Below are 12482 nucleotides of genomic sequence, written 5' to 3' on the forward strand. Positions count from 1 at the left end.
TTAGTCCTTCATTGGCAAACGAAGGTGGTTACTTCGTGATTTCCTCCAAATGAGGTATTAGACCAATCAACTGCTTCATTTGCATTTCACGTCTTAATTATATTAAATAATAGCGTAATGAAAAATTAACATAGAATGAGGTCAAACATATGAAAGCACTAGTGTTTAATAAATTTGGCGGGCCAGATGTACTGGAATATCGTGAAATTGCCGATCCGGTCATCGGGCCTGATGAAATATTGGTACGAATGAAAGCAATTGGCTTGAATTTTGCAGACATATATAGAAGAAAAGGAAATTATCATCTTGCAGGCGAGCCCCCCTATATTTTGGGTTACGAAGGGGCTGGTATCGTAGAAAAGACGGGTGCAAATGTCCGAGGAATAGGTGTTGGAGACCGGATCGCATTTGCCGATGTTCCATACGCCAATGCTGAATTAGTCGCCGTTCCAACTGAAAAAGCCATTCCCGTTCCGGAAACCATCTCGTTAAATGAGGCAGCATCTGTATTATTACAAGGCCTGACGGCGCATTATTTAACACGGGATAGTTATGCAGTGAAAAAGGATGATACTGTGTTAGTTCATGCAGTAGCAGGCGGTGTCGGACAGCTTCTCCTTCAAATGGTTAAACTGCAGGGTGGGAAAGTAATGGGCTTAACTTCCTCTGTGGAAAAAGCAGCGGCTGCGATGGAAGCTGGCGCAGATCAGGTTTTCTTGTATAAAGATAATTGGATCCGAGACGTGTTAGAGGTAACAAACAATAAAGGCGTAGACGTGGTGTATGAATCAGTAGGTTCAACGCTTCAAGACAGTTTTGCAGTAACTCGGATCGGAGGATCAGTTGTCTTTTTTGGAATGGCAGGGGGAGACCCGGTTCCGATTGATCCTAGAATGTTAATGGATACGTCAAAAACACTGACTGGCGGGGATTTATGGAATGTCCTCACTTCTCGAGAAGAACGAGAGAATCGCGCAGCCGAGTTATTCCAATGGATGGAAGAGGGAAAAGTAAGAGTAACCGCGCCGAAGGTATTTGCATTAAGAGAGGGCCAGGAAGCACATCGCTTGCTCGAAAGCCGCAAAAGTACGGGTAAAATTCTGCTAATTCCATAAGTAAGGGCGAACAGTGCCGATTAATGTTCGCCCAATTTTCTTAGGCCCCGATCATATTCAATGATTGGCGGAGACCTTCTAGCGCAAATCTACTTATAAATCGGAAAGCAAATAATGCGATGATGGGTGAAAAGTCAATTGCCCCTAGCGGCGGAATAAACCGCCTAAAAAGGCCTAAGTACGGTTCGACTAGTTTGTACACCCATACTCCAACCTTAGATGATTGAAATTGAGGAAACCAGGAACCAAAAATGGCTATCAGGATGAGCCAATAATATACATCAAATAGAAACTGTCCAAATTGTAAAATGGTAGAGCCCACTAAGATCACCCGTTTATTTTATTTTTTAAACTTCAATATAGTACATATACGATTATGTCCCAATAAGGTTTCAATAAAACCATGGTTTTTATGGTGAAATAAAAAAGATCCAGTTTCTGCTCACTGGATCTTTTGGAATTTCATTCGATTTCTTTTACACTTCAACCGGTGCCACTTTAACAATCCAATGAAATGGATCTTCTTTTTTTCCAAGCTGTATGGCGGTCATTTCATCATAAATACGCTGTGAAAGTTGGCCGATCTTATAATCATTAATGGTAATTGAACGATCATTCCAATATAACTCGCCAACGGGTGAAATAACAGCAGCAGTACCTGCACCGAAGACTTCTTCCAATTCACCGCGTTCATGTGCAGCATATACCTCTTCAATTGAAATTTTTACTTCACGAACAGGAATATTCCAATATTTTAATAGTTCAATTACTGAATCACGTGTTACACCTGGTAAGATGCTGCCATTTAATCGTGGTGTCACGACTTCACCATTGATTTTGAAGAAAATGTTCATACTGCCGACTTCTTCGACATACTTATTCTCTTTCGCATCGAGCCATAGGATTTGAGCGAAACCGTCCGCATCAGCCTTTTCTTGTGCCTTCATACTGGCGGCATAGTTGCCAGCAGTCTTCACATGGCCGACGCCGCCAATAACAGCACGAACATATTGCTCTTCTACCTTAATTTTGACAGGGCTTAATTGGTCACCGTAATAGGCCCCAGACGGCGAAAGGATGACAAGTAGCTTATATTGGTCGGCAGGACGGACTCCAAGGTAGGGTTCCGTTGAGAAAATAAACGGGCGAATGTAAAGGGAAGTCCCCGTACCCTCAGGTACCCAATCCTTTTCTGTGAAAATCAACTGTTTAATGGCATGTAATAAAAAGTCCTCGTCGATTTGGGGGATACATAGCCTGTCGCATGAATCATTAAATCGCTTCATGTTTTTTTCTGGACGGAAGAGTTGAATCGAACCGTCGGCTCCTTTATATGCCTTCATTCCTTCAAAAATGGCTTGTCCATAGTGGAAAACCATCGCGGAAGGATCCAGTGTTATCGGTGCATATGGAACAATCCGGGGGTTATGCCAGCCGATTTCACCGTGATAATCCATCTCAAACATGTAATCGCTAAAATATCTTCCGAAACCTAGTGAAGCCGCATCGGGTTTTTCCTTTAAAACTTCTCTTTGAAAAAAAGCAATTTCCTGTTGCATGATCACACCTCATCTCAAGTTCTGTTTATTTTTTAGAGTACGCTTTATTTAGAAAAAACTCAAGATAAATGTAGGGAGTTTTTTAAATATTCATTATTTTAATATAGGTCAGGCAGTCATGCTTGAGCAGGAGGGTGGCATTTAATGGGTATGGACGCTCTTTTCTTCCATCCAATAGGCTTCCCTGATATTAATCTGTTTACGAATTTTGCGGAGGACATCGGTGTTGATTTCGCCCTCTTCATACAGATTCTGAATTTCATCCCGTTCTGCTTGAAACGCTTTTGCACGGAACTCTCTTTTCCATTCGGTGTATTGGCGAGGATCCGCGCTTTTTTTCGCAAGCTTAAATTTCATCATCATGTCATTATATTCCCCAAGAATAACCAGATAGATATGTTCATTTTCCGGAGTCATATGTTCCTTTAAATACTGAATGGCGGCTTTGGCCATGTTGACTTTTAGTTGAATCAGCTTTTTTGCCTTTAGCTGACGACCTTTAAGCCGTTCCGTATTTTTAGGAGAAAGTAGTCGTAAAAGCCTGTACAACCCCCTTTTCATTAGGGACCAAAAGAACAATCTTCGATAATGCATTCGATTTGTTACCGCCAGCCTCATTCGTTGGATATGTTCCTCCGTTACATACAAAGTATCCCGGTCAATTCGTCCAGATTTATGCAATTGTTCAACGTAATAGGCTTCCGCATCAAGGGCCTGCATGCGAATTTCCGTTTCTGCTAATTTCAGCTTCTCGGAGTTTTCGCCCTTTGCATTTGTAAGTTGATTTCGGATTTGATTATAGGCAGTGATAACCGTTACGGCGGCCCCGCGGTTGTCATCATTCATCATTTCGCGAATCGATTGAATGGCGGCATCAATGGTTCGAAGCCTAGCCGACGTCTCCATTTCCACTTTCAACTCTTCTATATTTTCCTTTTCCGTCTTCGCAAGAATTGGCAAGAAAATACTTGCTGCTATTAGCGTAACCAATATAACGCCGGCAGCAATGAAGATGATTAACGAGCGCTCAGGAAATGGACTACCATCCGCAAGCACATAGGGGATGGTAAAAGCACCAGCAAGAGTGACAGCTCCCCTAACGCCAGATACAGTAATAATACTACAATATTTTATCGATGGCCTTTGGGGTTGCTTTTTAAATAGCGATCCCCACTGCAAAGCTGTCCAAACCCAAAGGAAGCGAAGCAGTAAAAGTGCGGCAGTAATAACCATAATGTATTTGCTGACCACCCAATTGTTAAACAACGGGTCTTTAATAATTTCACTTAAAACGCTGGGTATTTGCAACCCTAACAATACAAAAACTAAGCCATTTAAAATATAGATGAGTACCGTCCATGTACTTTGGGAAACCACCTGCAGCTGCATCGCGGGCGATTGGTCGCGATCCCGGCATATGGTATGCACAATTCCTGCTGCTACTACCGATAAAATACCTGAGAGATGAAAATGCTCGATAATATAAAAAATAACAAAAGGTGTAAGGAGCTGGATTAGCATGTGAATCGTTACATCCTCCATGCCCAACCGGCGTATGGAAATTTTTAAGCGAATAATAAGGAAAGCGAGAATGGAACCGCCCGCCAAACCACCAATGGAAATGACTAAAAAGCTCCAGCTTGCTTCTGCTAATGAAAAAGCGCCGGTTACGGTTGCGGCTACAGCAAATTTAAACGCCACTAAACCAGAGGCATCGTTCATCAGTCCTTCCCCTTCAAGCACATGCATAATCGTTTTTGGTATCTTTACCCTGCTTGAGATGGCACCAACTGCAACAACATCCGTTGGAGAAAGAATGGCAGCCAATGCAAATGCTGCAGGTGATGGAATGGACGGGATTAACCAGTGGATTAAGTAACCAACGGCGAATACGGTAACAAATACTAAACCGAGTGCAAGTAATAAAATCGGTTTCCGTAATTTCCATAATGCCTGCCTCGAAACATTTTTTCCATCGTGAAAAAGTAAGGGGGCAATAAAGAGAACGAAGAACAGTTCAGGCTCCATCGGGATGTGAATTCCTAATGGAAGTGATACGAGCAAAACGCCCAAGGCAATTTGAATGAGCGGTACCGGTATATAGGGTGAAAAGTGATTGATAAAACTAGATAGGCCGATGATGGCAAGTAGTAATAGAACGAGTAGAAAAAATTCCATGGCATAACTCCTCTCGAGTGTATTTTGTGTAATAGTCGTTATTTTTTACACCCGTTATGTGAACTTTTTCTTGATTTTCGTTACAGGGATTTCTTTCAGTTGGAATTAATCTACTTGACAATAAACCCAATTTCTTTTATCCTTCCTTTATAAATAATTTCTCGTATAACTCCAATGATATGGTTTGGAGGTCTCTACCAGGAACCACTAAATTCCTGATTACGAAGAAAATACACTTTCCTGTATTTTCTTCGTAATCAGGAATTTTTTTTTTGCATAATTTAAATAATAAAATTGGAGGTTACGACCCATGAATATAGCTACATTACCTAAAATTGAACTTCACTGCCATTTAGATGGCAGTCTAAGACCGAATACAATCCTTGATATTGCGAAGAGAGAGGGAATTAAGTTACCTTCCTTTGATTTGGATGTGCTTCAAAAAGAGCTTATTGCACCGCTAGAATGTGAATCGCTAGATGAGTATTTAGAAAGATTCACGATTCCGAATCTGGTCATGCAGTCAAAGGAGAATCTAAGACGAATAACGTTCGAGCTTTTTGAGGATGCAGCACTGGAAAATGTGAAATATATGGAAGTGAGATTTGCCCCATTGCTGCACACCGTGAAGGGTCTAGATGTGGAAGAAATTATTCAAAGTGTAATAGATGGCATGAAGGATGCTGAACATCGATATGAGATCAAAGGAAACGTAATTTTGTCATGTATGAGGACGATGTCGGCAGAGAGTGCCTTTGAGGTTGTCGAGAAGGGGAAGAAATTCCTTGGAAAAGGTGTGGCTGCCATCGACTTATGTGCATCTGAGGAAGCAGGGTTTAGCAGAAGGTTTGTCGAACCAATTGCGTTAGCAAGAGAGTATGGATACAGAGTAACCATCCATGCGGGTGAAACAGGAATTGGCGAAAATGTTTTGGAAGCAGTAGAGCTTCTAGGGGCGGAAAGAATTGGTCATGGTGTTTTTATTAAAGACTGTAAAGAGGCTTATAACCTTGTTAAGGAAAAAAATGTTACCCTCGAAATGTGCCCAACAAGTAACGTACAAACCAAGGCAGTCAATCGCTATTCTCAGCATCCGATAAATGATTTCCACAAGGATGGAATAAAGGTAACCATTAATACGGATAACCGGACGGTATCTAATACAACGATGGAAAATGAGTGCAATATAATCTTCCGGGAATTTCACCTAGATGGAGAGGATTACCGACAAATCTACCTAAATAGCGTAGAAGCAAGCTTTGCAGATCCGGAAACAAAAGAAAAATTGAAAACCTATTTAAAATAACAAAAAAAGGAAAATGGTGCCTGACACCATTTTCCTTTTTTTACCTATCCGACTGAATGCAGCAGGAAGTTGGTTAAGAATAATATGGATATGATAAACATGGAAACGGTAAGCTGTTTTTGTTTATTTGTAAATAGCTTGACTAGCGGGTAAGCGATGAATCCGAAGGCTATTCCATCGACAATGCTATAGGTTAATGGAATCATGATAATCACGAGAAAAGCCGGAAACGCTTCGGTAAAATCCGTAAAGTCGATATTCGTTATATTTGTCAGCATTAACCCACCAATAATAATGAGAATAGGGGCGATTGCTGTATTCGGAACTAATTTAATAAAAGGCATAAAGAAAAGAGATGCTAGCATCAATATACCTGTTACCACAGAAGTTAAACCGGTTCTTCCACCTGCCGTAATACCTGCTGCTGTTTCAACCGTTGAAACAGCTGGACTTGTGCCAAAAAACCCACAAACAATGGTGGAAATGGAGACCGCTTTTAGTGACTTTCCGTTTTTTTCAGGTGCTTGCAGCATTCCGTTCACTTGGGAATGAAGCAGACCGATATTTTCAAAAACGAGTACTAAAACCAGTGAAAAGGCCGCTGCCCAAAAGGGAATAGTCGCCATTTTTCCAAAATCAGAACTCATAAACACATCCTTGTAGTCCGCAAAGGAGATAAAGCTTGTATCCATTCCTGAAAAATGAACAATCCCAAAGAAGTAGGATATAATCGTACCGGCTATAATGCTGATTAAGAAATTCCCCGGTACTTTCTTCAAAAATAGGAATAAAGTGAGGATTAAATTAATAATCGACGCCAGAACAATTGGTGAAGACAAATTTCCAAGCGCTACAAAGTTTGTTGGATTCTCGACAATAATGCCACTCTTTTGCAGGCCAATGAAGGCAATAAATAAGCCTATTCCGACTGAAATCGATTCTTTTAATGATGATGGAATCGCATTTGCTAAAATACCTGCTAATTTTGTAAAGGCTACAATCACAAAAAGAATCCCTGATACGATAACGGCTGCTAAAGCTTCCATATAATTCAGCCCCATCGAACCGACAATCGTGTAGGTGAATAAGGCATTAATCCCCATTCCTGGAACGAGAATTAAAGGTGCGTTTGCGATAAACGCAACCAACAAACAGCCAATTAGTGACGCTAGAACGGTTGCGATTATTCCGGCCTCAAGCGGTATCCCTGCATCTTGAAGAATATTGGCATTTACGGCAATAATATAGATAATGGAAAAAAATGATGTTAACCCTGCGATAACCTCCTTTTTTATGCTTGTTCCGTGCTGTTTAAGTTTGAAAACTCCCCTCATATTTGTAATCACACACTTTCGTGTATCCCTCTCCCACCCGCATTAAGCTAATGTTTCGATTCAACTTATGCCGGAAATCATTATATCACAGAAACGGCTCAAGGAAGGATAGGAAATCGCAGGGAGATCGGAATCATTTTGTCAGGTGATTCGGAAAGAAGAGTACCCTCCTTGAAAAAATGTGTATACATTTTTACTGATTTACGTTATTCTAATTATTACAAATTATTAAGAAAATGCGTTGATAGGTTTTTAGTAGTCTTTTTATCCCTGTTTTAGAGAGCTAGTGGCCGGTGAAAACTAGTACCAAATAGAAAGATGAAATTCATGCCTGGAGTATCTTTTTCGACCAGTGGAAGGGAAAGACGGTTTGTCCTCGATACGGACAGCAAAGTGGAGAATGGGGCAGCCGATTCTCAATTAGGGTGGTACCGCGATATAGTCGTCCCTACGTTTAGACGTAGGACGGCTTTTTTGTTTTTTTAAGAATGTTAGGAAAGAGGGAATAAGTTGAAAAATACGGAGCAATGGTCATCTAAGATTGGGTTTATTTTAGCAGCAGGCGGTTCCGCCATTGGACTGGGGGCGATATGGAAGTTTCCTTATATTGCCGGAGTAAGCGGTGGAGGGGCATTCTTTTTTATCTTTATCCTATTTACTTTATTTTTGGGCTTGCCCTTGCTGATAGCTGAATTCGTAGTAGGAAGGAAAACGCAGAGGAACGCCATAGAAGCGTATAAAGAACTTGCGCCGCATTCCAAGTGGCATTGGATTGGGTATTTAGGAATTGTCACCTGTTTTATTTTGCTTTCATTTTATAGTGTCATCGGCGGGTGGATTATTAGTTATATATGGAAAGCTGTTTCCGGTCAGTTGAATGGGCTCGATCAGACGGGATATGCACAGTTGTTCGGTGAAACGATTTCAAAGCCAATAACTAGCGTCGGGGTGCAGTTGATCTTTATGCTCCTTACGATTGTCGTCGTGGCAAAAGGTGTTCAAAAAGGAATTGAAAAAGCGAGTCAGATCATGATGCCAGTTCTTTTTATCCTTTTTATTGTCCTAATTATACGCTCCTTGTCACTAGACGGTGCGATGGAGGGTGTTACCTTTTTATTTAAGCCGGACTTCGGGCAAATCACACCGGAAACCATCCTTTTTGCCTTAGGCCAATCCTTTTTTGCCTTGAGTGTCGGTGTCTCGGTGATGGTGACGTATAGCTCCTATTTATCGAAGGAGGAGAGTCTCTTTCGTTCTGCTTTTTCGATTGTTGGAATGAACATTTTTATCATTGTTTTATCAGGTCTTGCGATTTTCCCAGCCGTGTTTTCATTTGGATTAAAGCCTGATGCCGGGCCTGTTTTACTTTTTAACGTATTACCAAATGTGTTTAATCAAATGCCGTTTGGAATGTTCTTTTTTGTTGCTTTCCTCGTTTTATTCTTATTTGCAGCTCTAACATCAGCCTTTTCCATGCTGGAAATTATTGTTTCAGTTATCGCAAAGGGTGAGAACAAGAAAAGGGCAAAGTGGTCGTGGATCATGGGGCTAGCCATCTTCATTTTTGGGATCCCTTCCGCACTATCCTATGGTGTTTTAAGTGATGTTCAAGTGTTTGGCAAGACGATCTTTGATGCGGCGGATTATCTAGTTAGTAACGTATTAATGCCGATCGGTGCACTGTTGATCTCGATATTTGTGCCGCTAAAAATTAAAAAATCTGCACTATATGAAGAATTAGCATTAGGAGGAGGAGTATCCTTTGGCATGTTTCAAGCCTGGTTCTTCCTCATTCGCTATGTAGCACCCATCGCTATTTTGTTTGTTTGCTACCATGTTATTAGAGGATAAGGTGACAGGCACCATTAATAATACGATGGTGGTAGAAAGGGTGACAGGCACCATTTATGGTGCCTGTCTAGTGTTTTCTTATCCGCGGTACATGGTCCACCTTCCGATATCCTTAAAACCAAGTCGCTTATAGATGCGGCCTGCTTCAGGGTTATCGTAAAAGAGGCAGAGAGTTTTGCCTTCGTCTAGGACATCCTGAAATAGGTTTTGCATGATTGCTGTTGCCAAGCCTTGACGGCGAAACTCCTTACGGGTGCAGACACCGACGATCATAGCGGACATGGAAGTTTCCGCTGTTGTTGAAACACATGAAGTCATGACATCGTGATCAACAGTAAAATAGGTTCTTGCTGTATGGGATTCCATTGATTGAACTAAAATATCCCGTGCATCACTTCTAATAGGAAATTCTTCAATCGATTCGCGAAGTTCAATGATTTGATCGACATCCTCGATCGTAGCCTTTTTAATCGTGGTGGACTGATCCACGGTACTAAGGAATTCATCCGTCAGACACTCTGCAAAGAATGTTACCTGTTTCTTACCAAGCTGTAGGTCAGCGAAGGCTTCGAATTTCTCCACTATATCAGACTTTCCCGATAATAAAACCGGCTTTTTGTACCGTTTCATAATTGAAACAAAGCCCTCCAAATCAAATTCTCCTTTACCATATGGAATAAAGGATTGATGAAATCTTAGAAGAACGGCCTTGATTGTGTTATTCAGCTCATCAAACTCAGCCCAAATTTCCTGGAATTCAGAAGAGTACCCGAATACTTCTAAATCGCCAATAATAAATAGATTAATAGACGGCTCCTCACTTAAAAAAGCGAGAACCTGCTCATGATCTTGCTTTGTAAGCTTTCTAATCACAGTACATCCCCCCTTGCTATTAAATAGAATATACACACAATTAAAAAATTTCAAGTTCCAATTCCAGAAAGTAACACATAGGCAGTAGTAAGGGTGTCAGGCACCATTAGTTTCCTTAAATTTAACGATGCAATAAGGTTGCGCTAGACCCACCCATATTTGTGATATCATAGGGATGTACAGTGGTGGGAGGCAAGAAGGATGGATACTGAAAAATATCAAAATCTTAAGCTTGGTGAACGTGGCGCAATCATAAGTATGCTTGCCTACATATGTCTTTCCATTATTAAACTAGCGATTGGGTATATAAGTGATTCTGCTGCATTAAAAGCAGATGGATTAAACAATACAACCGACATCATTGCTTCTTTTGCGGTATTTGTTGGACTTAAGCTTTCCCGAAGACCCCCCGATGGTGATCATGGATATGGTCATTGGAAAAGTGAAACGATTGCCTCCATGATCGCCTCTTTTATTATGTTGGCCGTCGGTATACAGGTATTTGAGGATGGCTTTACCTCTATATTCCACGGCGGAAAAGAGTCCCCGGACATGCTGGCTGCCTATACAGGGCTTTTTTCAGCCATCGTCATGTATTTTGTTTATCGCTATAATAAAAAACTGGCTGCCAAAATTAAGAGTAAATCCGTGCTAGCTGCCGCTAAAGACAATATATCTGACGCATGGGTTAGTATAGGAACAGCCACTGGTATATTTGGTGCCCAATTAAATATGCCTTGGATGGACACTGTTACAGCTATGCTTGTAGGAGTAATAATTTGTAAAACAGCTTGGGATATCTTTAAGGACACGTCTCATGATCTTTCGGACGGATTCGATGAAGATAAAATTCATCTTTATCAAGAAGTCATTACAAAAGTAGATGGTGTGAAAGGAATAAAAGATATTAAAGGAAGAAACTATGGTAGTAACGAGGTCATTGATGTTGTGATCCTTGTTCAATCGACCATAGATATTCGTGCCGCCCATGATATCGCGACACATGTGGAGAAAGTCATGATGAAAGATTACGGAGTCTACGATGTTCATGTACACGTCGAGCCAATTTAATTTCCCTGGTGGCTTATGAAGCATTTTTCAAAAACAGCTCTCGCTCAACTAGCATTGAAACTAATTCTGTCTTTATCCGTATAAATAGAACATGATTAAAAGGAGAGTGTGTAATGTTCCTAGCAGAACTTTACCAAGAGGAAAGAGAAGCGTTTCTTGAGTTGGCTGCATTGATAGCCAAAGTTGATGGGAACCTATCTGTATATGAAAATTCCTTTCTTACCAAATATAAAAAGGAAATGGACCTTGAGAATTATAAAATAAAGAATCTTGCCATGGAAGATATTCTTAAGATATTTAAAACGGAACGATCCAAAAATATTGTCTTAGCTGAACTCTTTCAACTAATCTATTCGGATGGGGTTTTTGCTGTACAAGAAAGCGAATCTGTTCAAAAAATAAAATCGCTCTTCGGATTTGATTCAAGTGAATTTGGAAGTTTCAAGGATTGGATTGTGAAGATAAAGGAATTATCGGCACAGCAGGGGAAAAATGATCAATAGGAAATCTATTACTTCTAGGAGCAAACAAATGGATACAAAAGAGAAATCATTAGTAAATTATTACTATCATAAGTTAATGAATAATACGTTTGATGAGAAGGATATCTATGCCTTTTTGCCATTAATCCGTCATCGGAATAAAGAGATTCACTGCATCAATGAGCTGGCAGATTTTGTTGCGCAGCGGGAACGGTATCAAGGGTATATCAAGGACCATCTTTTTGAGACGAGGAAAAAGTTTTCAAACCTCGGAAAGACAAACTCAGCCCTTCGGATTGAAGATGTATTTTCATTTAAGGAAATGAAAAACGGCATAAACAAAGCTTTGGAGGACTGGCAGTTAACCGGTCTGACAAACGAAAAAATGAATGATCTAATCACATGTCTTATTTCCATCCTCCAGCAGATCCCCATTATTGATGGTGACAGGGAAATTGGAAAGCTCTTTTTTGCCATTTCTAGTAAACAGATGATACTTATGGCCGAAATAGAGGTTACTCAAAATCTTTTTAAGAAAACTAACGCTGTATTCCCAGTCCTGACTGCCAATAACCACTATTTAGATATCAAAAAGCAGGATCGCTTCGATACTCCTTATTTGTTCGCAGATAAGGTGGTTGAAATCACTCACCATGAAGGAAAACTGGAGTTAATTGTCCCCGATTCATTTTCCTTTTAAACAAAAAGAGACG

11 protein-coding genes, 1 riboswitch and 1 other annotated feature are annotated in these 12482 nt (G+C 40.5%); of the genes, 6 read left to right on the forward strand and 5 right to left on the reverse strand.

From position 1 onward, the window contains the following. Window positions 1-149: 149 nt before the first annotated feature. On the forward strand, window positions 150-1115 hold the full coding sequence (locus RCG19_RS12610) for a quinone oxidoreductase family protein (RefSeq protein ID WP_308107414.1): 966 nt from the start codon (window positions 150-152) through the stop codon (window positions 1113-1115). Window positions 1116-1155: 40 nt separating this feature from the next. Here the strand turns inward: RCG19_RS12610 and RCG19_RS12615 are convergent, their stop codons facing one another. From RCG19_RS12615 to RCG19_RS12625, 3 genes are all read right to left on the reverse strand, one after another. Further along, window positions 1156-1446 carry a YggT family protein gene (locus RCG19_RS12615; protein WP_308107415.1) on the reverse strand — a complete coding sequence of 97 codons (291 nt, stop codon included), beginning with the start codon at window positions 1444-1446 and terminating at the stop codon, window positions 1156-1158. Window positions 1447-1591: 145 nt separating this feature from the next. Continuing rightward, entirely contained in the window at window positions 1592-2674 is a 1083-nt protein-coding gene (locus RCG19_RS12620; RefSeq protein ID WP_308107416.1) for a branched-chain amino acid aminotransferase, read from the reverse strand. Window positions 2675-2815: 141 nt separating this feature from the next. Continuing rightward, window positions 2816-4852, reverse strand: coding sequence for a Na+/H+ antiporter (locus tag RCG19_RS12625; protein ID WP_308107417.1), 2037 nt, complete (start codon window positions 4850-4852; stop codon window positions 2816-2818). A 141-nt stretch (window positions 4853-4993) separates the two neighbouring features. Further along, window positions 4994-5094, forward strand: a riboswitch (purine riboswitch). Window positions 5095-5162: 68 nt separating this feature from the next. Between RCG19_RS12625 and add the strand changes: the two genes are divergently transcribed. Further along, on the forward strand, window positions 5163-6158 hold the full coding sequence (gene add / locus RCG19_RS12630) for an adenosine deaminase (protein ID WP_308107418.1): 996 nt from the start codon (window positions 5163-5165) through the stop codon (window positions 6156-6158). Window positions 6159-6202: 44 nt separating this feature from the next. On the opposite strand, the gene RCG19_RS12635 is transcribed toward add, so the two are convergent. After that, on the reverse strand, window positions 6203-7492 hold the full coding sequence (locus RCG19_RS12635; protein ID WP_308110986.1) for an NCS2 family permease: 1290 nt from the start codon (window positions 7490-7492) through the stop codon (window positions 6203-6205). 232 nt (window positions 7493-7724) lie between these two features. Beyond that, window positions 7725-7945: a binding site (T-box leader), on the forward strand. Window positions 7946-8002: 57 nt separating this feature from the next. On the opposite strand from RCG19_RS12635, the gene RCG19_RS12640 reads away from it, so the two are divergent. Continuing rightward, the gene (locus RCG19_RS12640; RefSeq protein ID WP_308107419.1) at window positions 8003-9343 is read left to right on the forward strand and encodes a sodium-dependent transporter; all 1341 of its coding nucleotides are present in this window, start codon (window positions 8003-8005) and stop codon (window positions 9341-9343) included. Window positions 9344-9421: 78 nt separating this feature from the next. On the opposite strand, the gene RCG19_RS12645 is transcribed toward RCG19_RS12640, so the two are convergent. Next, a complete protein-coding gene (locus RCG19_RS12645) occupies window positions 9422-10216 on the reverse strand; it encodes a GNAT family N-acetyltransferase (protein ID WP_308107420.1) in 795 nt (264 codons plus the stop codon). A gap of 201 nt (window positions 10217-10417) precedes the next feature. On the opposite strand from RCG19_RS12645, the gene RCG19_RS12650 reads away from it, so the two are divergent. The 3 genes from RCG19_RS12650 (at window position 10418) to RCG19_RS12660 (ending at window position 12469) form a co-directional block, all read left to right on the forward strand. Further along, window positions 10418-11287: a cation diffusion facilitator family transporter gene (locus RCG19_RS12650; RefSeq protein WP_308107421.1), complete on the forward strand. Its 870-nt coding sequence runs from the start codon at window positions 10418-10420 to the stop codon at window positions 11285-11287. A 113-nt stretch (window positions 11288-11400) separates the two neighbouring features. Further along, window positions 11401-11790 (forward strand): hypothetical protein, encoded by a 390-nt coding sequence (locus RCG19_RS12655; RefSeq protein ID WP_308107422.1) that lies wholly within the window; start codon window positions 11401-11403, stop codon window positions 11788-11790. A 28-nt stretch (window positions 11791-11818) separates the two neighbouring features. Further along, entirely contained in the window at window positions 11819-12469 is a 651-nt protein-coding gene (locus tag RCG19_RS12660; RefSeq protein ID WP_308107423.1) for a hypothetical protein, read from the forward strand. The last annotated feature ends 13 nt before the right edge of the window (window positions 12470-12482 follow it).

The sequence above is a fragment of the Neobacillus sp. OS1-2 genome, from assembly GCF_030915505.1.
Classification (GTDB): Bacteria; Bacillota; Bacilli; order Bacillales; family Cytobacillaceae; genus Neobacillus.

What these genes read in the sequence shown, in the direction of transcription:
- RCG19_RS12610 (WP_308107414.1), top strand. Translation starts at nt 150, where the DNA reads ATGAAAGCACTAGTGTTTAATAAATTTGGCGGGCCAGATGTACTGGAA.
- RCG19_RS12620 (WP_308107416.1), bottom strand. Translation starts at nt 2,674, where the DNA reads ATGCAACAGGAAATTGCTTTTTTTCAAAGAGAAGTTTTAAAGGAAAAA.
- RCG19_RS12625 (WP_308107417.1), bottom strand. Translation starts at nt 4,852, where the DNA reads ATGGAATTTTTTCTACTCGTTCTATTACTACTTGCCATCATCGGCCTA.
- add (WP_308107418.1), top strand. Translation starts at nt 5,163, where the DNA reads ATGAATATAGCTACATTACCTAAAATTGAACTTCACTGCCATTTAGAT.
- RCG19_RS12635 (WP_308110986.1), bottom strand. Translation starts at nt 7,492, where the DNA reads ATGAGGGGAGTTTTCAAACTTAAACAGCACGGAACAAGCATAAAAAAG.
- RCG19_RS12650 (WP_308107421.1), top strand. Translation starts at nt 10,418, where the DNA reads ATGGATACTGAAAAATATCAAAATCTTAAGCTTGGTGAACGTGGCGCA.
- RCG19_RS12655 (WP_308107422.1), top strand. Translation starts at nt 11,401, where the DNA reads ATGTTCCTAGCAGAACTTTACCAAGAGGAAAGAGAAGCGTTTCTTGAG.
- RCG19_RS12660 (WP_308107423.1), top strand. Translation starts at nt 11,819, where the DNA reads ATGGATACAAAAGAGAAATCATTAGTAAATTATTACTATCATAAGTTA.